Raw genomic sequence first — 24,053 nt, 5'->3', positions numbered from 1 at the left:
ACTGCTCCCGGGCCACCTCCCGGGAGCTTTCACATGCGGCGTACGCAGCACCTTTTCTCCAAAGAGGGCGCGTGAGACCGCCTCTCATAGACCAGATTGCCAATCATAGATGCGAGCACTCCAGATCCTGATCGATGGCTTTGCCATCAGCGCCCTCTACGCTCTCGGAGCTACCGGATTCACGCTGATTTTCGGCGTCTCCGGCGTGCTCAACCTCTCCCACGGCGCCATCATGGTGGCGGCAGCGGTGGCGGCCTGGGCCGCAGCCAGCATTTTGCATGTCGACACCTATTTCGGCGCGCTGATCGGAGTCGGGGTCGCGCTCATCACTGCCTTTGCCACCTACTTCGCGGTCGTGAAGCCGATCCAGGATTCCCGTCGTATCCCCAACGAGGAAAAGGAGATCTTCGTCCTCACGGGCACGTTACTCTGGGGCATCATGATCCAGGAACTGATCGCCTATTTCTTCACCAACAATGCCAAGACCGTGCTGCCGATCGTCGAGGGCGTCGTCGACATTCTCGGCGTGCGCACGCCGCGCAACGAGATCTTCACCGCGGTTGTGTGCTGCCTCGTCATCGCGCTCTTGTGGCTGCTGGTGAACCGCACCCGCACCGGCAAGGCGGTGCTGGCGGCCTCGATGAACCCGCGCGGCGTCACCCTGCTCGGTCTCGAGCTCACCAACATCTACTCACCATTCCGGCGCTGCTGCTTCTGGTGGTCGTCATGTACATCCGGCCCCAGGGCCTTCTGGGGAGGCGCTGATATGGCCGGATTCTTCACCTCTCGCCTGTTCTTCGTCTCGCTCGCGCTCGTCCTGATCGCAGCGACCCTGCCGCTCTACGTCTCCGGCTATGTCCTCGGCCTGCTCACGGTCGCCTTCTATTTCGGCGTCTTCGCCATGGCCTGGGACCTGCTGTTCGGCTTTGCTGGCGAGGTCAATTTCGGGCCGACCTTCCTGATCGGCGTCGGCGCCTACACGGCCGGCATTCTCAACAACCAGTTCGGCTGGTCGGTTTATCTCTGCATCGTGCTCGGCGCGCTCGCCTCCGTCATCGCCGGCCTCGTGCTGGCGCTGCCCGCGCTCAGGGTGCGGGGGCCGTATTTCGGCCTGACAACGCTGGTTGCGGTGCTCATGCTCCAGAACTTCATCGTGGTGTTCGCCGATCTCACCGGCGGCGAGATCGGACTGACCATCCCCGACGTCATTACCATCAACGCCGGCGCCAACTACTGGATCGCGCTCGGCTTCATGACGATCTCGGCGGCCATCCTCTACGGCCTGTCGCAATCGCCGATCGGGCTCGTGCTGCAGGCAAGTGGCCAGGACCCGGTACAGGCCGGCGCGCTCGGGTTCAATATCGTCAAGCACAAGCTCGCTGCGTTCGTTGTCAGCGCGTTTTTCTCGGGACTGTCGGGTGCGCTGCTGGTGTTCTATTTCGGCACCGCCTCGGTCGGAACCGTGGTCGACGTCGCGGTCGGCGTGAATGTCATCGTTTCGGCCGTGCTCGGGGGCCGCCGCACGGTGCTCGGAGCGGCATTGGGCGCGATCTTCCTGATCGTCGCCGGCGAGTTCCTGCGGCCGACCGGCGAGCTCGCGACCTTCATCGTCTCGGCAGTTGCGCTCCTTGTGGTGCTTTTCTTCCCCGGCGGGTTCCTCGGAGCGGCCCTGTCACGCGAGGCGCGTTCATGATGGATCAGACTGTCGCCGCCACCTCCGTTCTCGCCGTTCGCGGTCTGACCAAACGGTTCGGCGGCCTGACGGCCGTGAAGAATCTCAGCTTCGACCTGCGCGGCAGCGAGATTTTTGGCCTGATCGGGCCGAACGGTTCGGGCAAATCCACTGCGATGAAGAGCGTGATGGGCATCGAGCGCCCGAGTGCCGGCGAAGTGATCTTCGAGGGCGAGAACGTCGCGGGCCTTCCCGCGCACAAGATCGCGCGCAAGGGCTTTGGCATGGTGTTCCAGCATTCGCGGCCGCTGAACCGGCAGACCGTGCTGGAGAACATCATGGTCGCGCTGTTGCCGGACAGCCTGTTCATGCTGTTTCCGGACAAGGCGCTGGTAGACCGTGCCAAGTGGATCGCCGACCGCGTCGGGTTAGGCGCCGTGATGAACCGCCGCCCGCCGACGCTGCCCTTTGCCGATTTGCGCCGGCTCGAGCTTGCCAAGGCGATCGCGCGCGACCCGAAGGTGGTGCTGGTCGACGAGCCCTTCGCCGGGCTGACGCGGGCCGAGGTCGACGTCTTCTCCGACCTGATCCGCAGCTTTCGCGATGAGGGCCGCGCAGTGATGCTGGTCGACCACAACGTCAAGAGCGTCGCCGCGCTCGTCGACCGCGTGCTCGCGATGTATCTCGGCGAGGAGATCGTCACCGGTAAGGCCGACGAGGTGATGAAGAACGAGACCGTGCGGCGGGTTTATCTCGGCGGCGCCATCGAGACCCACGCGCGGCCCGAAACCACCTTCAAGGACAAGGTGCCGCTGCTGCAGGTGGAGAACGTCAGCGTTCACTATGGCAAGGCGCAGGCGCTGGAGAAAGTCTCGATCCACATCCACGAGGGCGAGTTCGTCTCGATTGTCGGCCTCAATGGTGCCGGCAAGACCACGCTGTTCAACACCATCTCCGGCTTCCTGCCCTATGACGGCGAGATCCTGCGTAAGGGGGAAAAGCTGCGGGGCACGAGCGCGGCGAAAATCGCGCGGAGCGGTCTCGTGCAATGTCCGGAATCGCGCGAGCTGTTCGGCGAGATGACAGTGCGTGAAAACCTCGATCTCGGCGGCCAGCATTTGACCGACGAGGCGCGCGGAGCGCAGCTCGCCTGGCTGTTCGGGCTGTTCCCGATCCTGAAAGAGCGTCAGGGCCAATTGGCGCAGACGCTCTCCGGCGGCGAGCAGCAGATGCTCGCGATCGGCCGCGCGCTGATGATGCAGCCGCAAATCCTGATCCTGGACGAGCCGACGCTGGGGCTCGCGCCTGTCATCCTCGAGCAATTGTCCAAGGCACTGGAGAAGCTGCGGCAGACCACGTCGATCACGGTTCTGCTCGGCGAGCAGAACGTGACCTTCGCCCTTCCCCACGCCGACCGCGTCTATGTGCTCGAGCATGCACGGATCGTCTGGGAAGGCGATCCCGGAAGGTTCGCGGCGGAAGCCGGCGCGGGTTATCTCTGACGATTGCCATAACAACCAAAAAACACAGCAAGGGAGACAAGCATGCCACTATCGAAGTGCCTCACCAGCAACCTCCTTCTCGCCTCTGCGCTGGTGCTATGCCTCGCCGCGCCCGCCTATGCGCAATCGAACGAGCCCATCAAGATCGGCGTGATCGCCGAGGTACAGTCGATCGCGGGTGCAGCGACGCCGGGCGGCGCCCAGATCGCCGCTGACGAGATCAACGCCAAGGGTGGCGTGCTCGGCCGCAAGGTCGAGATCGTCACCTACGACAACAAGAGCTCTTCGGCAGATTCCGTGCGCGCCTTCCAGCGTGCGGTGAGCGAGGACAAGGTTTCCGCGGTGATCGCGAGCTATATCAGCGAGGTCGTCCTTGCGCTGGAGCCGTGGGCAGCGCGGCTGAAGATGCCGCTGATCACGCCGGGTGCTGCGTCGAACGAGATCACCAAGGCGATCCACAATGACTACGACAAGAACAAGTACACATTCCACGGCTACCTGACCTCGGCCGCGCAGGCGCAGCTCGTCTGCGATGCCGCAAAGGACCTGCTCGTCGACCAGCTCAAGTTCAAGACGGTCGCGATCATGAGCGAGGACGCGGCCTGGACCAAGCCGCTCGACGTCGGTTACGAAGCCTGTCTGCCCAAGGCCGGCCTCAAGGTCGTCGAGCACGTACGCTTCTCGCCCGATACCACCGACTTCACGCCGATCTTCAACAACATGGAGAGCAAGAAGCCGGACGTGATCGTCACCGGCATCTCGCATGTCGGCGTGCAGCCGACGGTGCAGTGGAAGAACCAGCAGGTGCCGATCCCGATGTTCGGCATCAGCGCGCAGGCCTTGAGCCCGACCTTCTGGAACGACACCAACGGCGCGGCCGACGGCGTGCCGTCGCTGGCGGTTGCGACGCCCGACGTCGCGGTGACACCGAAGACGAAACCGTTCGCGGCGGCCTTCAAGACCAAGTTCGGCACGCCGCCGGCCTATACCGGCTATACGGCCTATGACGAGGTCTACATCATCACGGATGCAATCAAGCGCGCGGGCTCGACCGATCCGGACAAGATGGTCGCTGAGTTGGAGAAGACCGACTTCGAGGGCACGATCGGCCGCATCCAGTTCTACGGCAAGAGCGACGAGTTCACCCACGGCATCAAGTCGGGCCCCGGGGCGGTGACCGGTCTGGTCTTTCAGTGGCAGGACGGCAAGCAGATCACGGTCTGGCCGAAGGCGATCGCGGAAGGGCAGCTCAAGTTTCCCAATTTCGTGAAGCTGTCGCAGTAAGGGCCGCAGAACGAGCTCTATCACGCGAATGCCCGGGCTTGCCCCGGGCATTCACTTTCTTGCATCCGTGCCCATCCGATGAAGCACCACTTGCAAATTTGGCAGGGTCGATCAGAGTGATGGAAAGCAGCACGCGGGCAAGCTTGAAGAACCTGCGGCTCATCGCGGAGGACCCATGCTCCCCTATGTCACGCACGACCCGCGCTTCGAGCGGCTGGTCATCGGTCATGTCAATATCGAGAAGCTTTTCACCGGCTGCCGCTGGGCCGAAGGTCCGGCCTATTTCCCGGCCGGCCGCTACCTCGTCTGGTCCGACATTCCCAACAACCGGATGATGCGGTTTGACGAGACCGATGCATCGGTGTCGGTGTTCCGCTCGCCCAGCTTCAACTCGAACGGCAATACGACCGATCGCCAGGGACGGCTGGTCAGCTGCGAGCATTTCATGCGGCGCGTCACCCGCACCGAGCACGACGGCTCGGTCACCGTGCTGGCCGACCAGTTCGACGGCCACCGGCTCAACTCGCCCAACGACGTCGTGGTCAAGTCCGACGACTCGGTCTGGTTCTCCGATCCGACCTACGGCATCGACAGCGATTACGAGGGGCAGCAGAGCCCGTCCGAGATCGGCGCCAGCAACGTCTACCGCATCGACGGCAGCACCGGAAAGATCACGCGCGTCGTGTCCGACCGGGTGCAGCCCAACGGGCTGGCCTTCTCGCCCGACGAGACGCGGCTCTACGTCGCCGACACCGGCGCCACCCATGTCCCCGGGCTGCCCGCAACGATCTGGTCCTACAAGGTGGAGGGACAGCAAACGTCCGGAGACGCCGCACTGTTCGCCACCTGTGGCGAGGGTCTCTACGACGGCTTCCGCTGCGACATCCATGGCAATATCTGGACGTCGGCAGGCCGCAGCGTGTTCTGCTACGCGCCTGATGGCACGCATATCGGCACGGTTCCGGTCGGGGAAATCGTCGCCAATGTCTGCTTCGGCGGCCCGCGCCGCAACCGGCTCTATATCTGCGGCCAGACCTCGCTGTACTCGATCTATCTCAACACGCGCGCGGCGGTTTAGGGAGCGCCGCGAGGCTCGCGCAACCACACAACAAAAACATCGAAAACAACCCCATGCAAAGTAGCCGGTGGCGAACGGCGCGATGATTTACGATTTTACGAAATCATTTGACGCGTCGGGCAAATCAGGGGCATGATGCCATCATCGGGCCGTGGGATGGACAGACCCCTAACGGGAGCAGTCGGACCCACCTAACCTTTTCGAGCGCCAGGAAACGGACTCAGATTCGTCAGCTCGTGACGCGCTCGCCGCGCCCATAGACCAGCAGCATGAAGATGATGACGAGGCCGTAGATCACCTGCCGGCCGGCCTCGGGCATTTCCATGATCGAGAGCACGCTGTTGAGCAGCACGATCAGCACCACGCCGATCAGCGTGCCGAGATAGCGGCCGCGGCCGCCCAGAATGTTGGTGCCGCCGATCACCACCGCGGCGATCGACGGCAGCAGATAGGCATCGCCCATGCCCTGATAGGCTTTTGTGGAATAGCCGGCGAGCAGGACGCCCGCGAGTGCGGCCGCACCACCGCAGATGACGAAGCAAACCACTGTGACGCGGCGCGTGTCGATGCCGGCCAGATACGCCGCCGCTTCCTTGTTGCCAATGGCATAGATGTAACGGCCGAGCGCGGTGCGCTGGAGCATGACGGCGACCAGCACGGACACCGCGGCCCAGACGAACAAGGCGTTGGGGATACCGAGCGTCCGGTCGGCAGCGAGCGTCCGCATCAAATCGGTGGCGGCCGTCTGCGGCGCGTAGCCGCCGGTATGGGCTACCATCAGGCCGCGCATCACCGCGTTGACGCCGAGGGTGAAGATCATCGAGGGCACGCGCAAGTACGCGACGCCGATGCCGTTGACGAGCCCGACCAGAAGCCCGATCGCGAGCCCCACGGGAATGGCGAGCGGCCCGCCGATCGACGTCGCCATCATGGCAGCGGCGGCCAGTGTCCACGGCACCGACAGGTCGATCTGGGCGATCAGGATCACGATCATCATGCCGGCCGCGACGATGCCGAGGAAAGCGCCGATCTGAAGCTGCTGCAACAGATAGGTCGGCGACAGCAGCGGCGCGCTGCCGAAACGGGCGAACGTATAGACGGTGCCCGCCACCAGGATCACGAGGATGAACAGCGCCGCAATCAGGATCGGGCGGTCGTCGCGCGAGAGGCTGAGAGAGGCCGACGTCATCGAAAGAGCTCCAGCGTATTCCTGACGCGCAAGACGCCGAGCGCGCCGATGCTGACCGCCGCCAGCAGGATCAGGCCCTCGAACAGCGGTTGCAGCAGGGGCGCAATATCGAAGATGCGAAAGAAGAATGAGATCACACGCAGGATCATGGCCCCGAAGATCGAGCCGATCGCACTGCCGGTGCCGCCGAGCAGCGAGGTGCCGCCGATCACAACGGAGGCGATGGAGTTGAGCGTATAAGCGCCGGCCTGCGGAATGTCGGCATTGCCCGAGGAGGTCTGGATGGCCAGGAAAAGACCACCGCAGCCGGCGAAGAAGCCGGCGAGCGTGAAGGCCGCGATCTTGGCGCGGTCAATGGGCAGTCCCGACATGTAGGCCGCGCCTTCGGCCGAGCCGACCGCATAGACGGCGCGGCCGAGAACGGAGCGGCGGAACGGCACCCAGACGAGGAGCGCGATCAGGACCAGCAGCACGAAAGGCACCGGGATCCAGGCCACCGGCGCAAACCAGCTTGCGGCACCATCGTCGAAGATATGCACGGTCGCAGCGAAATCGCCGAGCGAATTGGTCAGCGCCCAGTTGAGATCCTCGTCGATCTTGCCGCCCGGCGTCGGCCGCAGGAACAGCGCGATGCCGATATAGACCGCACCGGTCGCGAGTGTCGCGATGATCGGCTGGATGCGTCCGTAAACGACGACACAGCCGTTGACGAAGCCAGCCAGTGCGCCGATGGCGAGGCAGACGACGATCCCGAGCAGGATGCCGCTGACGCCGCCGGGGAAGGTGCCGAGGAAAAGATGCAGGCCGAAGATATCGAGATGCAGCGGCGCGCCTCCCGCCGTCCCCGTGAGCAGATAGCTCGCAAAGCATCCCACCATGGTCATGACGGCACCGACCGAGAGATCGAGGCCCGAGGCCAGCACTGGGACGGTCTGGGCCATGGCCAGCATGGCAAGCGCAAAAATCTCGTCGCTGTTCTGCACCAACACGGCCGAGGAGAAGCCCTTGGGGTGCGCGAGGTTGTAGAGCAGATAAAGGACGCAGAACAACACAATGGCGGTGACGATGCCGACGTTCTGGCGGACACGGATGGCAACATCGTCAAGCATGGACGGCTCCGGGACCGGGCGGCGCTGCGGCATCGATGTTCAGCGCGCTCGCGATGATATTGGTCTCGGTCAACTCATCACCCTCGAGCTCGCGCACGATACGGCCATCATACATGATCGCGACCCGATCGCAGCAGCCTATCAGCTCGTCATAGTCGGTCGAGTAGAACAGGATGGCGGCGCCCTGGTCGGCGAGCTCACGCATCAGCCGGTAGAGCTCCTGCTTGGTGCCGACGTCGATACCGCGCGTGGGATCGTTGAGCAGGATGATGCGCGGCTCGGTCATCAGCCATTTGGCGAGCACCACCTTCTGCTGATTGCCACCGGACAGCGTCGAGACCGCATCGCTGGGCGCGCCGATCTTGATCTGGAGCCGCGCAATGGCGCGCTTGACGGCTTCGCTCTCCTTGGCACGGTCGACCAGAGGTCCGGTCGAGATTGCGTCGAGCGAGGCGACCACCAGATTGTCGGCGACCGACATCGGCAGCATCAGGCCTTCCGTCTTGCGATCCTCGGGTACCAGTGCAATGCCAGCCGACTTCGCAGCTGCGGGGGAGCCCGGCCGCACCTCGCGGTCTTGGACCGTGACGCGCCCGGAGATGCCGCGCAGCACGCCAAAAAGCGCCAGCAGGAGAGATTTCTGACCCTGGCCGTCGAGGCCGCCGAGACCGACGATCTCGCCGGCGCCGACGCGCAGCGAAATGCGGTCGAGACGACCTTCCCACGACAGGTTGTCGAGCGCCAGCATCGGCTTCACCGAGGTACGGGCCGGCTTGGCAGGATATTGAGCCGCGATGTCGCGCCCGATCATGAGCTGAACGATCTCCGCGGTCGAACGCCTGCCCTTGTCGAAGGTCTCGATATGGCGTCCGTTGCGGAACACCGAGGCACGGTCGGCCAGCGCCTCGACCTCGTGCATGCGGTGCGAGATGTAGAGAATGGCAACGCCCTCGGACTTGAGCCGGGCCAGCATCGCGTAGACCTTCTCGACGTCGGCGCTGGTGAGAGCCGAGGTTGCCTCGTCCAGGATCAAAAGCTGCGGCCTCTTGCCGAGCGCCTTGGCAATCTCGACGATCTGGCGGCGCGACAGCGGCAGGTCGCGGACGCGCATCAAGGGGTTGACGTCCTCGCACCCGATCTCGGCCAGCAGTTCCTCGGCGCGGCGGCGCTGCGCCCGTGCGTCGATCAGGCCGAACCGGCGCGGTGGCGAGGCGATCGAGATGTTGTCCGCGACCGAGAGGTCGGGCATCAACGACAATTCCTGGAAGATGCAGACCACACCGGCGGCATTGGCGGCCGACGGCGTCGCGAAGCTCACGTCATGTCCGGCGAGCCGCATGCGGCCGCTGTCGGGCTGCACCACGCCGGCGATGATCTTGATGAGCGTCGATTTGCCGGCGCCGTTCTCGCCCAGCACGGCGTGGATCTTGCCGCGCTCACAGGCAAAGTCGACGCCCTCGAGCGCCCGCACCCCGGCGTAGCGCTTGGAGATGCCGGACAGCTCGAGAAAGACTTCTTGCGTCAGGACGGCATCCGGCATGGCCAGGCTCACGCAACGACGGCCCGGCGAGTGCCGGGCCGTGACCGAGGCATCCCCAGTGAGCTCACTGGGTGTTCTTTTCGCTTTGCGACATGATCTCCGGCGCGGTGAAATTCACGCCGCAGGGCGTGAACTGGTTCGGCGCGAAGAAGTTGGCGTTAAGCTCGGGCCAGTAATTGGTGCCGGGCTTGAGATCCTTGTAGGTCGCGACCGGAATCGGGATCGAGATCAGCTGCGGCATGGGATTGCCCTGAAGCGCCGAGATCGCCGCTTTCATGGCAATGGCGACCAGCGCCGGCGACTGACCATAGGACATACCCTTGAGGCCGTCCTTGGCGTGATCGGCGATCTGCTTGCGATACTCGTTCTCGCCCTCGCCCGACATTGGCACGAAGGGATGCTTGGCCGACATCATCGCTTGCACGGTGCCGTCGGAGCCGCCTTGCGTGAACACGCCGTCGAAGTGGCCGTGCACCGCAAGCGCGTCCGCCGTCACCTTCTGCGAGGTGCCGGTATCCCAATTGCCGACCACTTCGGTGATCTTGAAGCTGTTGCCGGGTGCTTCCATCACCTCGCGGAAGCCGATATGGCGGTCACGGTCGACCGAATTGCCGGGCAGGCCACGGACCTCCAGGATGTCGCCGGACTTCTTGCCGCTTTCATCCATGATCCATTTCGCCGACATGCGGCCCATTTCCTTCTGGTCCTCGTTGACCATCATCACCTTGTCGGTATCGAGGATGTTGTCGAAGGGAACGACCACCACGTTGTTCTTGTCGGCGAGACGGATGATGCGGTCGAAGCCGTCGGGCGCCACCGCGATGGTGACGATGCCGTCAAAGCCCTGATTGATGAAGTCCTCCATCGCGCCGAGTTGCGCTGCAACATCGGTGCCGGTGGAGACCACCTTGAACTCCTTGATGTTCTCCTTGATGCCGGGCTGCTCGGCAAATGCCTTCGCCGTCTTCACCATCTGGATGCGCCAGGTGTTGCCGACGAAGCCGTTGACGAGGGCGATCTTGTAGGGCCCCGGCTTCTTATCCCACTGGAAGAACTTGGTCTGGCTGGACCAAGGCTTGAAACATCCGGGATCGGCGCCCGGACCGGACACCACCTTGGGGCCTGCCAAAGCACTGACCGGGGATAGCAGGAGACCGGCGCAAGCCAGCCCTGCAAGACGATGCGTCCATTCCATGTCCCTTCTCCTTGAGCGTTTTGCGTTTCCAACCCTTAAACTGGCGCGATGGCCATGCCGGGAATTGAGCTTCCCATGCAATTTGCCTGGCTAGGATGACATGCAATCTGCGATGCGCACAAGCCGAAGGCCCACCGACGCCCTCGGCTCGCACCGAGCAAGCCAGCAAAAATCCATCACAAAAACGGGAGGCGGTGCGGCCTCGTACAGCGCGCCCGAGGAGGCACCGATAATGGCGCAAAAAGAATGATACTCAGGGGAAAATGTTCGCGGCGGGCGCCGAGCTTCCAGTGCGACGCGACACGTGATCCGAAAACCCCGACCGCGATCGCGCGGCACATCGCACATGTCCGAATTGCCTAGTGCGGCGCATGTTGACTTTCCACCACCCCCTCCAAATACTCGGCAAAAAAAAGCGTAGAGCCGGTCGCAAACGCCGGGCCATGGGAGGATAGGATGCCCACTTCACGCAGGATGCTGCTGAAGACCTCGGCGGCTGCCGCCGCCGCACTCAGCCTCGATTGGACACGCGCCCAAGCACAAGCCGAAACGTTGCGCATCGGCGTGATCTACGACCTGACCGGCCCGTTTGCGGCGGGCGGCTCGGTCGCTTCCTCGATCGGCGCGCAGATCGCGATCGACCTCGTCAACGAGAAGGGCGGCATCGGCGGCAAGACCAAGATCGTCCCTGTCGCCGCGGACTCCCAGAGCAAGCCGGACGTCGCGATCAACGAGGCAACCCGCCTGATCGACCAGGAGAAGGTCGACATCATCATCGGCGTCTATGCAAGTGCACACGCGGTGCCGCTCGCGGCAAAGGTCGAGCAGCAGAAGAAGATCCTCTGGATCACGACCGCGGTCTCGACCGCCGTGTTCAAGGACAAGAACCTGCAATACGTTTTCCGCGCGCAGATTCACTCCGACCAGTATGGCCAGGCCTTCGCGGGCTTCCTCGCCGAGCATGCGAAAGGAAAGCTCGGCATGGATCCGAAGGACGTCAAGGTCGCGCTCATCCACGAGGATGGCCCCTATGGCGTCGGCGTTGCCGCCGCCGACGAGGCCTATGCCAAGGAGGCTGGCGTTCAGGTTGCGCTGAAAGAGGGGTATTCGGCCTCCGCGCCCGATCTCTCGATACTCGTCACCAAGATCAAGCGCGCCAAGGCCGACGTGATCTCGCATGCCGGATACAATCCCGACATCACGCTGTTCCTGCGCCAGGCACGCGAGAGCGGGCTGCGCTTCAAGATGCTGTTCGGGGCCGGGGCCGGCTACAGCCAGCTCGACAAGCTGCGCGCGACGTTCGGTGCGGACATCGACAATTTCTGCAACATCGACCCGGTGCCCGCGCAGCTGCTCGATCCGTCGAAGCTCGCCCCCGGCATGGGCGATCTCATCAAGACCATGGTTTCGCGCTATCAGGCGAAGACCGGCGCGACCGACGTGCCGCCGCACTGCTCGATGGGCTTCAACCAGACATGGGTGCTGCTCAACAACGTGCTGCCGGTAGCGAAGGAGAAATACGGCAGCTTCGAACCCGATGCGATCCGCAAGGCCGCGCTCGACGTCGATATCCCCGCCGGAGGCACGATCCAGGGCTATGGCGTGAAATTCTTCCCACCGGGCACGCCGCTCTCCGGCCAGAACGAGCGCTCGACACCGGTCGTGATGCAAAATGCCGGCGAGCACATCTCGGTGGTGTGGCCGACGAATATCCGGACGCAGGACCCGGTCTTTCCGCTGCCGAAGGGATCGACCTACGGGGCGTAGGAGGAAAGCTTTTGCGCTGACTCTTCCCCTCCCCCCTTGCGGGAGAGGGTGGCTCGCCGCTTCAGCGGCGAGACGGGTGAGGGGTTCTCTCCACGAGTAACCTCTCGCGATTGGCGCTTTCGGAAACAACTCCTAATCCGGCGCTTCGCGCCACCTTCTCCCGCAAGGGGAAAAGTTTGCGGGTCCTTGCGGTTTCTTGCGGCACCCACTCGACTTCCAAACCCCTGATATCCTTAGTAAATTACGCACGTTCCGGAAAGCGGACGCACCGGCCCGCACCCGCATTTACCGACACCAAACCCGACACCAAAACAACGGAATGTGCAAGATGTCGCCCTTCAATCTCAAAAGCCCGAGCGCTCGCGCCAAATTGGCCGTGCGCAAGCGTCCCTATCGCCAGCACCTTGAACGCGGCCTGACCCTTGGCTATCGCCGAAACCAGGGGCCAGGCACCTGGTGCGTCATCGCTCCCGATGGCAACGGCAGCGAGTGGCTCAAAGCTTTCGGCAGCGCCGACGACGGCGAATCCGTCGCGGACGGCAAAACGATCTTCACCTACAAACAGGCGGCCCAGGAAGCCCGCAGGCTGGTGCGCGGCGGCGACGCCGATAACATTGATGCCGACCAGGGCAAGAGGTTCGTGACCCTCGACGAGGCTCTGACCAACTATGGGACCGATTTGGAAAAGCGCGGCGGCAATCCTTACAACGCCACCTGGCCGCGCCTGCATTTGCCCGCGTCGCTGCTGTCGAAGCCGGTGCCACTGCTTGATGCCACCGAGCTGCGCAAGTGGCGCGACGGTCTGCTCGACGATCTGACACCCGCCAGCGTCAACCGCCACCTGAGCAATATCAACGCTGCCCTCAACCTCGCGGCTGAGCAGGATGGCCGCATCCAGAATGCGCAGGCCTGGAAGAGCGGTCTGAAGCGGATACCGGGCGCGACCGAAAGCAATAACGTCATCCTGCTCGATGATCAGGTCCGCACAATTGTCCGCAACGCCTATGCTCACGACCACGAGCTTGGCCTGTTTACCGATGTGCAGGCCCAGGGCGGCAACCGGCCTTCGCAGAGTGCGCGGCTCCGGGTTCGCGACCTGCTCAACCATCGGACCAGTCCGAAGCTGATGATGCCGAAGTCGAGCAAGGGCGGCGGCGCGAAGGCGAAGGAAAAGCGGGTCGAGCGCTTCCCGCTCCCGATCACTCCGGCTCTGGCGGCGCGGCTGGCCAAACACGCCGAAGGCCGCAAGCCGAATGACAGGCTGCTCTTGCAGAGCAACGGCAAGCCCTGGGGCCGCATCGATCCGAAGGACCCGAGCCGGGACGCTATCGGGGTCGCCGACGATTATGGCGATGATTTCCGCGAGGTCGTCAAAGCAAGCGGCCTCGACCCCGACGAGGTGACGATGTACGCCTTGCGGCATTCCAGCATCGTGCGGCAGCTGATGAAAGGCACTCCGCCCCGCGTCGTTGCCGCCAACCACGACACCAGCGTGGTCGAGATCGAAAGGACCTATTCCAAATACATCACCGACCACACCGATGCGATCACCCGCGCTACTCTCCTGGATCATGAAACAACGCCGCCTGACAACGTGGTGCAGCTGGCAGCGGCCTGATCGAGCCGCACCGTTGAGACGGGTCGCATGACGGTGGAAGACGCGACCACGATTGGCGGCATCGTCATCCCTTCAACAGACCCGGTTTTCCTCGCCGTGGTCATCGGGGTGCACATCCCGCTCGGGATTGCGTGCGTTGTAATCGGCGCTGGCGCAATGCTGTCGCGGAAGGGACGCGGACGCCACTCCAGCTTCGGCTTGGTCTATTTCTGGTGCCTACTGGCGCTTTTCACCTCGGCCACCGTGCTCTCGGTCATGCGCTGGGCCGAGAACTACCACCTGTTTGTTCTCGGTGCCGTTGCTTTCGCCTGCGCTTTGTTTGGTCGCACCGCGCTGCGACGGCGTTGGCGCAATTGGGTGAGGCTGCACATCACGGGAATGAGCATGTCTTACGTTTTCATGCTGATCGCCTTCTACGTGGACAATGGAAAGCAATTGCCGATCTGGAAGGACCTTCCGTCAATCACCTACTGGCTTCTGCCGCTTGCGGTCGCGGCACCGCTCATTGTCCGGGCGTTGCTTTGGCATCCCCTGGCGCGGGCCCCGAGTGGTCGGGTCACGCAACGGTGATCGACAACATTTCAATGGCTGCTGAAATGATAGTTGACGAGGGTCGATTATTTCGACGATTATTGAAATATGAAAAAGGCAGATGTCGTGGCCGCCTTGGCGGCGCTGGCTCAAGACAATCGTCTCGACGTTTTCCGGCTGCTTGTGCAGGCCGGTCCCGAGGGCATGTCCGCTGGGTCGGTGGCGCAGGCGCTCGATCTCGCGCCCAACACGCTGACATTCCACTTCGACCGGCTTCGGGAAGCGGGCCTTGTTACGGTGAGGCGCGAGGGCCGCTCGATGATTTATGCGGCGCAGTTCGAGACGATGAATGGGCTGCTCTGCTTCCTGACCGAGAACTGCTGCGGCGGCGCGCCGTGTGCGCCCGTCGCTGAGTGCAAGCCTGCGCGGAAGCGGGCGAAAACGCCAGCCTGAAAGGGAAAAGCCATGAAGCGACTGCATGTTCACGTCTCGGTCGAAGACCTGTCGCGCTCGATCGGGTTTTACTCGGCGCTGTTCGCGGCGCAGCCGTCGGTGGTGAAACCAGATTATGCGAAATGGATGCTCGATGATCCGCGCGTCAACTTCGCCATTTCAACGCGAGGCCGCCAACCTGGCCTCGATCATCTCGGCATTCAGGTCGAGAACAGCGAGGAATTGCACGAAGTCTACGATCGCTTGCGGCAGGCTGGCGGCAATATCATCGAGCAGGGGCAGACGTCCTGCTGCTATGCCAAATCCGAGAAGTCGTGGATCGATGACCCGGCGGGCATCGCGTGGGAGACCTTCCACACGACCGGCGAGAGCACGAACTACGGCGACGGCACTGGAGAGAACGGGGCGCGGGTCGCGCATGAGAAGCAGAGCGCCTGCTGCGCGCCACAAGCCGAGCCGAAGCAAGCCACTGCGTGCTGCAATTAGGATCGACCATGACCGACCAGCCCTACAACGTCCTATTTCTCTGCACCGGAAACTCGGCGCGATCGGTCATCGGCGAAGCGATCCTCAACAAGATCGGCGCGGGCAAGTTCCGCGCCTACAGCGCGGGCAGCCAGCCGAAGGGCAAGGTGAACCCGCATACGATCCAGCTTCTCGAAAGTCTCGGTTACGACACATCCGGCTTTCTCTCAAAGTCATGGGATGAATTCGCCAAGGGCGGCGAGCCCAAGTTCGATTTCATCTTCACCGTCTGCGATAGCGCGGCGGCCGAGGCATGTCCCGTGTGGCCGGGTCATCCGATGACCGCACACTGGGGCATACTGGACCCGGCCGAAGCAAAGGGCACCGATGCCGAGATCGCGCTGGCGTTCAAGGAGGCTTACCGCCTGCTCAATCAGCGGATCAGCGCTTTCGTCGCGCTGCCGCTGCGGGCGCTGGACCAGATGAGCCTCAAGGCCAAGCTCCGTGAAATCGGCGAGATGGAAGGCGCAACGCAGGTACGGGAACGCACCTGATGCCGTCGCTGGCGCGCCGAATTGTTGCCGAATGGCTCGGCACCGCGTTCCTGCTGGCGGCCGTCGTCGGCTCTGGCATCATGGCGCAGAAGCTCTCGGGCGGAAACGTCGCGCTCGCCCTGCTGTGCAACACGATCCCGACCGGCGCGATCCTTGTCGTCCTGATCCTCATATTTGGACCCGTATCCGGCGCGCACTTCAATCCCGCCGTGACGCTGGCGTTGGCCTATCGGGGCGAGTTGCCGTGGCGGCTGGTCGCGATCTACATCGCCGCGCAGATCGCTGGCGGGATCGCAGGCGTATGGACCGCGCATCTGATGTTCGATCTGCCGTTATGGCAGTTGTCGATGACCCAACGCGCAGGGACCGGCCAATGGCTGGCCGAGGCGGTCGCAACGTTTGGGCTCCTGTTGACCATCTTCGGCTGCGCTGCTCGCGCGCCAAGCGCGATCCCGTATGCGGTCGGTCTCTACATCACGTCAGCTTACTGGTTCACGGCCTCGACATCATTCGCGAATCCCGCCGTGACCATCGCTCGGTCCGTGTCGGACACGTTCGCGGGTATCGCTCCCGCTGGGGTGCTAGCGTTCATCGTGGCGCAATTGGGGGGCGCCTTGGCTGCAACGGCAATTGCCGGATGGCTTTGGGAAGCTAAGCCTTCCGCAGCGGGCTAGGCCAACCTTCAAAGGAACTTTGGCGAAACAAGGAACGAGTTCACGGCTTGCAAACCGGAGGCGACCGTGCGGGCAGCTCCGGGTCCTTATGGTATCGAGCAAGGATCGGTTCGAGAACCTCTTTCGGCCAGAATTTCGGAGTGCCCATCTGCTTCAAGCAGAGGGCGTTCCAATACAACCCCGCTCGCGACAGCGACTGGCGAGTTGCAGCGGCTTGCGCGACCGCCTCGATGTCGTGGGATTCCGGATAAATGTAGACCGTCGTTGGATCGTCCTTCAACAGCGGAACGATTTGCTGGGCGTCAGACGGCGACCAACTGGTGCAGCCATCGCTGCGACCTCCGGAGTAGTCCACCAGAGTCCCAAATGGAACGTAACCGTTCTGGTTCGCATATGGACTACGTGGATTCTTTCGAAGACATATGTCCTTCAGTGTGACGGCCGCATGTCCACCGATGGCGCGCGGTCTGGCGTTGGCGGTCTCGCCCTCGCCATCGAACTGAACAAACGAGCGCGTCAAGGCCGCATCTTGTTTCGTCGACACGCGATAATAGCCTTTGAACGACGTTTTCGTCTCACCTGTCACGTAGGCGCCGCCGGTCGTCAGGTGCGAATCCATGGCATTGCCAAAATTCTTCGCGCACTCTCTGCCATTTGCGAAATCAGCAACGCCCTTCAAATTGCGACCGCTGCCGTGCCCTGCGGAAATCGCACGAAAAGACCGGTCAGCTTCGCAAATAACGTAAAACCGGGAGCCCAATCTGCCATTGCCTAAATCGTTGGGGCGCGTCGCGTCCATGGCAAAATAGCAGGGATTTTTAACGACGCCTTCGTTCACCTTTCTCAGATAGAGGGCGCGCGCCCTCTGTAGGACCACTTGCGCGATCTGCCCGTCGCCTTCGCCAATAAGGCCTCGCAGCCAGGCCGGAACGTCCGACGTTTGCTCCGCTGCAAAGGATCCAGCCGCCAGCCACGCGGCCGTTGTGATGCTGAGACCAACCATCTTGAGAAAGCTTAATCCTGACCGCAACGGATCGCCTCCACCTTACCCTTCGCGGGCTTTTAGTAGCCGCAATCTCTGTACTGTTTCGAGGCAACACGAAAGTGCGAGCCTATTTCAACGAAATCCACGTCCAGACATTGGTTTCCTCGACGGTATTCGCCAAGGCCGTTGCATTGAAGGTACTCAAGGTTTATTCGCCAGCGCTTTTCGTGCGGTGAGTAGGTTGCGAAGTCATGCCGGGCGCGGGCCGGCCCTTTGCAGATTCCAGTGATGTATTGTCGGACCTCGGCGGGCAAATTGTCTATATGGCGAGGATCCCAGGGATCCTCCTTATTTGCGGCACTGCCTTTGGAAACAGCGGGCAGTTCACTGCAAATCAGAAGGCAAAGAGCCAGCAACAAGGTCCGGACTGTCATTCGACACTCCCGTCGAGTGCGACCCGGTGCCGGCGCCTTCAACTGGACCGGGCGAAATTCACCGGCGCGATGTAAGTATCCTGCGCGCCCGGCTTGGCCGCAGGGAATGCCGGGAAGGGACTCGCGCGTCGAAGAATCTCGATCGCCTCGCGATCGAGTACATCGTTGCCCGACGACTTCGTTACAGTGCTGCCGATCACATCGCCTGCGCGGTTCAGCACAAATCTCACGATGACCGTGCCTGATTTGCCGCGCGCGGCCGACGGGTAGCGCTTGAACTTTTGCAGATGGCCGAACACCAGCGCGTTATAGGCGTTTGAGCCTGCTTCGGTGAACTGCCCGATATGTTCGCTCTTTGGCGGCGCGCGGGTTTCCGGCGCGGGCGGTTGAGGCACCGGCTTCGGTTCGTCCACCTCCTTCTCGACCTTTGGCAGCGTGACTTCCGCCTCTTGTGCCGGCGGCGGTGGCTGCACCGCCGGCTCTTCCTGCTTCTCCTCGACCTTGGGCGGTTCCGGTGGCGCGGCCTCGGCCTGCTGCATGGTTGGCCCGACGGCGATGTCCTGGTTTTGGATCTCGGGCGAACTGCTTTCGACCGGCGCCAGTGTCACTGCGATGGCGGGCAGGATGTTCGGTTCGACCGGCCTGCGGGCATACCACAACGCAACCGTGGCCACGATCGCCGCGTGCGCCATCAGGATCGTCACGCCGGCAAATGTCCAGCGGGAAAGTCCGCGCCGTTCTGGCAGATGCAGTGCAAACGCGTTCATGGCTTGGCTGCCGGCGTTTCCAGACCGACCAAAGCGAGCTTGAGATATCCGGCGTCGCGCAGGCTGTTCATCACCTCCATGAGCGCGCCATAGCTGAGTGTCTTGTCTCCGCGGACGAAAATCGTTTCGTCCTTATGATTGTTGGTGGCGGAATCGAGCGCGGCCGAAAGCTCCCCGCGCGGCACCAAGGTCTCGCCAACCGCAATGGTCTCGTCCGGCTTGATGGTCACGAAGACGGGCTTGTCCGGCCGCGGCTGCTCCGGCGCGGTACTAGCGGGCAGGTTGACGCCGATGTCGACAGTGGCAAGCGGTGCCGCCACCATGAAGATGATCAAGAGCACGAGGATCACGTCGATGAACGGCGTGACGTTGATCTCGTGCTGGATTTCGAGATCGTCGCTGCCCGAACGTTGTCCAAGACGTATGGCCATGCTGTCACTCCGCGGCCCGTGACAGCATCGCGGCGCGGCCGTGCTGTCCGCGGCTGATCATCAACAGGAGCTGCGCCGAGGCGTCATCCAGCAACACGCGGTAGCCGCCGATGACCCGCACCAGGTGGTTGTAGATCACGACCGCGGGGATTGCGGCGACGAGTCCCATCGCGGTTGCGAGCAGCGCTTCGGCGATACCAGGCGCCACCACCGCGAGATTGGTGGTGTGGGATTCTGAAATGCCGATGAAGGAGTTCATAATGCCCCAGACCGTGCCGAACAGGCCGACGAACGGTGCCGTCGCGCCGATCGTGGCGAGCAGGCCGGTGCCGCGCGAGATCTGCCGCGTCATCGCCGCCTGCACGCGCTCCAGCCGCAAGGCAACGCGCTCCTTGAACGCGTCGTCGACGATGCCGTCGGACAGTTCGGCCTCGCGCGCGGTGGTGAGGATGAGCTGGGCGACGGCGTCGCTGTCGTTACGGCAGGCGCGGACCGCCTCCGCGAGGCTGCCGCCGCTTTCCAACAGCCTGGTGCGGCGGCGGGCCTGCCGCCGCGCGCCCGCCAGCTCAATCGTTTTGGCAAGCCACACCGTCCAGGTCACGAACGATGCAAACGCAAGCCCGATCATCACCGCCTTCACGATGATGTCGGCGTTGAGGAACATGCCCCATGGCGAGAGATTGCGGGGCAGCAGCGGATTTGAGGTGTCCGCCTGCGCCAGCGCAGCCGTCGATATCGCGAGCGGTGCAAGGCTCACGATAGTCAGCGTGACGATGCGGGCGAAAATTCCAGACTTCGCCCGTGAGTTGCGATCAGGCATATGGTTCTCTTTTCTGTTGTCCTTCTGGATCACTCCCTGCTCCCGCTCATATCTTCTGTGAGATACCGACGAAGAATCCTCGCCGCGGTCCGAATTGCGGCGCGAACACGCCGATGCCGGACCCGTCCCTGATTTCGTAGATCTTGTCGAAAAGGTTCACGACGTCGAACCGCACCGTGGTCGGCTTGTTCGGCGCGACGAGATAGAAGTCGTGCGATACGCCGGCATTGACCTGAGTGTAGGACGGTACGTGGTCGGTATTGGCGAAGCCGGAACGAAGTCCGCTGCCGTAGATCATGGATGCGGTAAACTTCGTGTCGTACCACTTATAGGAGGCACCGGCCGACGCCGTCACCCACTGGCTATGGTCGGTGAAGATGTAGTGGGTCGCGATGTAGGCCAGTTCGTCCGGATCGAACAGGAACTGGTTCGAGACGACATTGGTGCCGAGCTGGCGCGCCCAGGCCACGTTGCCGTAGAGCTTGAGATTGCCATTGGTGTAGCTCGCCTTGAATTCGAGGCCGATATTATTCGCCTTGGCATAGTTGAAGCCGCTGAGCACATAGGCTTGGCCGAACTGCCCGTCATCGAGCAGATCACGCGCCAGCTTGACGTAGCCATCGAGGCCGACTTCGAGGCCGGGAATCGGCCAGATCTTCTGAAGCACGCCGGCATCGAAAATATTGGCCCGTTCCGGCAGCACCGGATCGTTCAGGGTGACCGCGGGCGCAGCCACCGTGCCCTGGAACAGCGCAATGTTGGTCGGAGCCGCGATCACCTGCTGTGGCGGCGTGAAGGTTCGCGCGTAGCCGGCATGGACGGTCGTGCCCTCCTGAGGCACCCAGGTCAGGCTGATGCGCGGGCTGAACTGGTTGGCGTCGACATATTGCCACATCTGGTCGAAGCGCAAGCCGGCGTTCAGGGTCAGATTGTTGGTTATCTTCCATTCGTCCTGCACATAGGCGCCGAACAGCCAGCCGAGCTTGGAACTGGAATCAAAAATGGTGACAGGCGGAAGCGGATTGCCCGTGGTCGCGTCGAACGCCTGACCACCGTTCACCGGATCGGCCGGGAATGTGGTGTTGATGTCGGTGACCAGGGACCGCTCGGCGCTGGCGGTGAAGCCGAACCGCAGCGTATGCGCGTCGGCGACGCGCCAGGCGGTATCCTCCTGAATGCCGTTGACGTAGCTCTGACGATACACGCTCGATGAAATCCCGTTGATGAGCAGGTCACCGATCGGGTCGGGGAAGAAGTGGAGCTGGCTGTAGCGGTTGAAATAGGAAAGCTGGTAGTCAATTCCCTCGGCCGAGTGCTGGTAGGCCACGACGTTGAACTGATTGAGTTCGGACTGCCGCTCGTTGAGAAGCGCGGAATTGAAGCTGGTTATGTTCCCCAACTGGAAGTTGGACGGCTGACCGGGATTGTTGGGAATCTGATACAGCGCGTTTGAGACGCCGCCGATGTAGGTGATGCGGCTGTTGGGGTCGAGTACCGTCGAAACGTAAGCAAAGCCTTTTTCCTGTTGCGTGCGGTCGTGAATGGCCTCATTTGCGGGCGTCGGATTCTCGATGCCGAGATTGTTGTAGAGATAGCGACCCGACACGTAATACTGCGTTTGTCCCACGGTGCCACCGTATTCGGCGAACGGCGTGATGGTCTGATGGCTGCCGCCATAGACGCTGACCTTGCCGGAATTGTCGAACGCGTCCGCCTTGGTCGTAATATCCAGCACGCCGGCCGTGCGCAGGCCATATTGCGCCGGCAGCGCGCCCGTCAGCAGCGCCATATTGCCGACGATACCTGTGTCGAGGATTTGTCCGAAACCGCCGACGCCGTCGGGCAGCATAATGCCGTTGATGCGGTATTGCAGATTGGCGTGCTCGTTGCGCACATGCAGCTCGCCGCTCGCGGCCGAATCCTGGTGGACGCCCGGGAACTGCAACAGCGCCTTATCCAGCGTAGTGTTGTTGCCCTGCGGCAAGGACTCGATGGCCTGATGGCTCATCTCATAAGAGCCGGCCCCTACCGGCGGGAAGATGTTTTGGCGGGCCGCGTCGAACTTCTGGTTCTGCTGGGCGACGACCTGCGCTTGGGTCGCCGCCTCGCTCGGTGCCTGGGTCTGTGTTGGCGCGGACGGCTGGCGGCGCACCACTTGGCGCGGTGGTGGCGTTCGCGGCCGCCGCTCGGCGGGTGCGACCACGCGCGTTTCGGGCAGGACAGTGCCGCCCTGCGCTTGGGGCGGAGGCGACGGGGTCTGTTCCGTGGCAGGGGGGGTCTGCTGCGGTATCGGCTGAGTCGGAGCCGGCGTTTCGGGCGCGGAAGGGGAGGCGGATGGTTGCGGCGTCGGCGAGGCGGCGCCAGCTTGCGCGCGCGCGGGGACATCTGACGCTGCGACCAGCGCAAGCGTAGACACGGTTAGGAGAAGGCTGCGTGGGATGCGCAAAGGGGCGAAGTACATGAGATTCCTGACTGAGCTGATGCAAGGCTGCGGGGCAAAACAACGCAAGCCATGCTGAGCGATGGAACCTCGGCCGACGGCGACAACAGTTCTGGTGCAGCGCTACGCGACCGAGGCAGCGGCGTCAGGAAATCGGGGGGCCGCGGGATTGAAAGGCCGCGCATGGCGGCTGAGAGATTGCATATTCGTGCTCGACCGCACGATCGACCGATATCTCGGCGAGAGTCGCGAGTAGCGCAGGCGGTGTCGCCGCCAGCGCGTTCCCCATCGCCGCGTGGGCGATGCAGATCGGACAGAGGTAGTCCACCCCGTCGGCAGGATGTTTTGGCGTCCGATCGTGATCGTCTGGCGTGTTTGGCGCTGTGAGGGCAACCTGGCTTAGACCTGAGCCCGTGCCGCCAATGGCATGAACGTGACCAAAGGACAACGCAAAGTTAATGGCGAGCGCAATCAGCGCCGCCCACGAACCCTGTCTGATATTGTTCCTGAACCAGCCCATTCGAAACCGAATTATCACCATTCTGGATGGGCACTCACCTGAGCATTTTATCTGACCTGTCGGCTCGGTCAATCAGTGCCGGGCGACGAAGGCCTGCTGATCGAACCTTGCGGCCTGTAATCAGCGCGGCGGCGTGTAGTCCGCCTCATCCAGCCCATTCTCTCGCTCCTACTGTGCCGGTTGGAGACTGCCAGGGGACGGGCGGCTCCCTTCCACCGCTAGGGCTCCTTAGCTGCCAATATGTCATCGGCTGCGGGCAGCTCTCCGCCGCTTAAGTGGGGCTTTTTTTGCGTTCTGCGGTGGCGCGCTTCACACGAGCGCGGTGGCATTCCTTGCAGACCGTCATGGTCGCATCCCTCAGGCCAGGCCGCACCTGCACATAGAAATCGCTGATCGGCTTTTCCTTGCAGCATGCCTTGCAGACTTTGGTCGCGATAACGTCCAGCTTCATCGTGCTCATTTTCCAAACTTGCGCTTCGGCCAACGGCTGGGCGGGTGCGGCTCGCCTCGGTCCTTAGCCAGGAGGCGCGCCCGGAATTCCTCCTGGGCTTTTTCGATCCGGCGCGTCTTTGCCATCTGCGGGAGATCCCGCTGGCGCGTCTTGACGTTGTGCGCCTTAATCAGCATGGGCGTCAGGTTCCAGAACTCGTCCGAGCCGCCTTGCGCGTGATAGAGCCCATGGTCGAACCGGAACAGCGAAAGCACCTGGTCCTCGGTCATCTTCACCGCATCCTCGTGCGGAATGATCTTCACCAGCTTGCCAGTGCCGTCGTCGGCCAGCATCTCGCAAAGCGTCGCCGCGAGCTTCGTCTTGAACGAGATGTAACCGCGCCGCCTCATCAATCCTCTTCGACGGGCTCGTCGGTCCAGTAATTCGGGTCGGTCAGCACATCGGGCCGATAGCGGCCGAGCTTCTCCTTCCTGCACTTGTCGCAGACCCGGCACAGCGGAATGCCGCGAGCGTCGTGCTCCCACCACGACTGCTTGCCGGACCCGCAGGGGCAGAGATTGTCAGCCATCGTTCA

23 protein-coding genes and 1 pseudogene are annotated in these 24,053 nt (G+C 62.8%); 12 read left to right on the top strand and 12 right to left on the bottom strand.

Annotation, left to right across the window (positions count from 1 at the left end):
* Positions 1-109: 109 nt before the first annotated feature.
* From Q3C01_RS25795 to Q3C01_RS25775, 5 genes and pseudogenes are all read left to right on the top strand, one after another.
* Positions 110-691 (top strand): annotated as a pseudogene (locus tag Q3C01_RS25795) (branched-chain amino acid ABC transporter permease); the annotation flags it as partial.
* A 75-nt stretch (positions 692-766) separates the two neighbouring features.
* Positions 767-1,693 (top strand): branched-chain amino acid ABC transporter permease, encoded by a 927-nt coding sequence (locus Q3C01_RS25790; protein WP_458148139.1) that lies wholly within the window; start codon positions 767-769, stop codon positions 1,691-1,693.
* Entirely contained in the window at positions 1,693-3,174 is a 1,482-nt protein-coding gene (locus Q3C01_RS25785) for an ATP-binding cassette domain-containing protein (protein WP_458148138.1), read from the top strand. Before Q3C01_RS25790 ends, Q3C01_RS25785 begins: the two co-directional genes overlap by 1 nt.
* 42 nt (positions 3,175-3,216) lie before the next feature.
* On the top strand, positions 3,217-4,458 hold the full coding sequence (locus Q3C01_RS25780) for an ABC transporter substrate-binding protein (RefSeq protein ID WP_458148103.1): 1,242 nt from the start codon (positions 3,217-3,219) through the stop codon (positions 4,456-4,458).
* 175 nt (positions 4,459-4,633) lie between these two features.
* Positions 4,634-5,536: an SMP-30/gluconolactonase/LRE family protein gene (locus tag Q3C01_RS25775; protein ID WP_458148102.1), complete on the top strand. Its 903-nt coding sequence runs from the start codon at positions 4,634-4,636 to the stop codon at positions 5,534-5,536.
* A gap of 229 nt (positions 5,537-5,765) precedes the next feature.
* Here the strand turns inward: Q3C01_RS25775 and Q3C01_RS25770 are convergent, their stop codons facing one another.
* From Q3C01_RS25770 to Q3C01_RS25755, 4 genes are all read right to left on the bottom strand, one after another.
* Complete coding sequence (locus Q3C01_RS25770) at positions 5,766-6,725, bottom strand: ABC transporter permease (RefSeq protein WP_458148101.1); 960 nt, start codon at positions 6,723-6,725, stop codon at positions 5,766-5,768.
* Positions 6,722-7,834: an ABC transporter permease gene (locus tag Q3C01_RS25765; RefSeq protein ID WP_458148100.1), complete on the bottom strand. Its 1,113-nt coding sequence runs from the start codon at positions 7,832-7,834 to the stop codon at positions 6,722-6,724. The genes Q3C01_RS25770 and Q3C01_RS25765 overlap by 4 nt, the downstream gene beginning before the upstream one ends.
* Positions 7,827-9,374, bottom strand: coding sequence for a sugar ABC transporter ATP-binding protein (locus tag Q3C01_RS25760; protein ID WP_458148099.1), 1,548 nt, complete (start codon positions 9,372-9,374; stop codon positions 7,827-7,829). Before Q3C01_RS25760 ends, Q3C01_RS25765 begins: the two co-directional genes overlap by 8 nt.
* Positions 9,375-9,438: 64 nt before the next feature.
* Positions 9,439-10,569 (bottom strand): sugar ABC transporter substrate-binding protein, encoded by a 1,131-nt coding sequence (locus Q3C01_RS25755; RefSeq protein ID WP_458148098.1) that lies wholly within the window; start codon positions 10,567-10,569, stop codon positions 9,439-9,441.
* Positions 10,570-11,025: 456 nt separating this feature from the next.
* On the opposite strand from Q3C01_RS25755, the gene Q3C01_RS25750 reads away from it, so the two are divergent.
* The 7 genes from Q3C01_RS25750 (at position 11,026) to Q3C01_RS25720 (ending at position 16,631) form a co-directional block, all read left to right on the top strand.
* Positions 11,026-12,336 carry an ABC transporter substrate-binding protein gene (locus tag Q3C01_RS25750; RefSeq protein ID WP_458148097.1) on the top strand — a complete coding sequence of 437 codons (1,311 nt, stop codon included), beginning with the start codon at positions 11,026-11,028 and terminating at the stop codon, positions 12,334-12,336.
* Positions 12,337-12,712: 376 nt separating this feature from the next.
* A complete protein-coding gene (locus tag Q3C01_RS25745) occupies positions 12,713-13,954 on the top strand; it encodes a site-specific integrase (RefSeq protein ID WP_458148137.1) in 1,242 nt (413 codons plus the stop codon).
* A gap of 27 nt (positions 13,955-13,981) precedes the next feature.
* Positions 13,982-14,524: a hypothetical protein gene (locus Q3C01_RS25740; protein WP_458148096.1), complete on the top strand. Its 543-nt coding sequence runs from the start codon at positions 13,982-13,984 to the stop codon at positions 14,522-14,524.
* A 69-nt stretch (positions 14,525-14,593) separates the two neighbouring features.
* Complete coding sequence (locus Q3C01_RS25735) at positions 14,594-14,938, top strand: ArsR/SmtB family transcription factor (protein WP_458148095.1); 345 nt, start codon at positions 14,594-14,596, stop codon at positions 14,936-14,938.
* A gap of 12 nt (positions 14,939-14,950) precedes the next feature.
* Positions 14,951-15,424: an ArsI/CadI family heavy metal resistance metalloenzyme gene (locus Q3C01_RS25730; protein ID WP_458148094.1), complete on the top strand. Its 474-nt coding sequence runs from the start codon at positions 14,951-14,953 to the stop codon at positions 15,422-15,424.
* Between the two features lie 8 nt (positions 15,425-15,432).
* The gene (locus Q3C01_RS25725; RefSeq protein ID WP_458148093.1) at positions 15,433-15,957 is read left to right on the top strand and encodes an arsenate reductase ArsC; all 525 of its coding nucleotides are present in this window, start codon (positions 15,433-15,435) and stop codon (positions 15,955-15,957) included.
* Positions 15,957-16,631 (top strand): aquaporin, encoded by a 675-nt coding sequence (locus Q3C01_RS25720; RefSeq protein ID WP_458148092.1) that lies wholly within the window; start codon positions 15,957-15,959, stop codon positions 16,629-16,631. The genes Q3C01_RS25725 and Q3C01_RS25720 overlap by 1 nt, the downstream gene beginning before the upstream one ends.
* A 40-nt stretch (positions 16,632-16,671) precedes the next feature.
* Here the strand turns inward: Q3C01_RS25720 and Q3C01_RS25715 are convergent, their stop codons facing one another.
* The 8 genes from Q3C01_RS25715 to Q3C01_RS25680 all read right to left on the bottom strand — a co-directional run bounded on the left by Q3C01_RS25715 (position 16,672) and on the right by Q3C01_RS25680 (position 24,047).
* Complete coding sequence (locus Q3C01_RS25715; protein WP_458148136.1) at positions 16,672-17,634, bottom strand: hypothetical protein; 963 nt, start codon at positions 17,632-17,634, stop codon at positions 16,672-16,674.
* A 454-nt stretch (positions 17,635-18,088) separates the two neighbouring features.
* On the bottom strand, positions 18,089-18,817 hold the full coding sequence (locus Q3C01_RS25710) for an energy transducer TonB family protein (RefSeq protein ID WP_458148091.1): 729 nt from the start codon (positions 18,815-18,817) through the stop codon (positions 18,089-18,091).
* Complete coding sequence (gene exbD / locus Q3C01_RS25705; protein WP_458148090.1) at positions 18,814-19,248, bottom strand: TonB system transport protein ExbD; 435 nt, start codon at positions 19,246-19,248, stop codon at positions 18,814-18,816. The genes Q3C01_RS25710 and exbD overlap by 4 nt, the downstream gene beginning before the upstream one ends.
* Positions 19,249-19,252: 4 nt before the next feature.
* Positions 19,253-20,068 carry a tonB-system energizer ExbB gene (gene exbB / locus Q3C01_RS25700; RefSeq protein ID WP_458148089.1) on the bottom strand — a complete coding sequence of 272 codons (816 nt, stop codon included), beginning with the start codon at positions 20,066-20,068 and terminating at the stop codon, positions 19,253-19,255.
* Between the two features lie 46 nt (positions 20,069-20,114).
* Positions 20,115-22,271: a TonB-dependent receptor gene (locus tag Q3C01_RS25695; RefSeq protein WP_458148088.1), complete on the bottom strand. Its 2,157-nt coding sequence runs from the start codon at positions 22,269-22,271 to the stop codon at positions 20,115-20,117.
* 1,028 nt (positions 22,272-23,299) lie between these two features.
* Positions 23,300-23,488, bottom strand: a complete 189-nt coding sequence (locus tag Q3C01_RS25690) for a hypothetical protein (RefSeq protein ID WP_458148087.1) — start codon at positions 23,486-23,488, stop codon at positions 23,300-23,302.
* Positions 23,485-23,811 (bottom strand): hypothetical protein, encoded by a 327-nt coding sequence (locus Q3C01_RS25685; protein WP_458148086.1) that lies wholly within the window; start codon positions 23,809-23,811, stop codon positions 23,485-23,487. Before Q3C01_RS25685 ends, Q3C01_RS25690 begins: the two co-directional genes overlap by 4 nt.
* Before the next feature lie 56 nt (positions 23,812-23,867).
* Complete coding sequence (locus Q3C01_RS25680; protein WP_458148085.1) at positions 23,868-24,047, bottom strand: hypothetical protein; 180 nt, start codon at positions 24,045-24,047, stop codon at positions 23,868-23,870.
* Positions 24,048-24,053 lie beyond the last annotated feature (6 nt).

The sequence above is a fragment of the Bradyrhizobium sp. UFLA05-109 genome (genome assembly GCF_054185165.1).
This window is presented reverse-complemented; position numbering and strand designations above follow the sequence as displayed.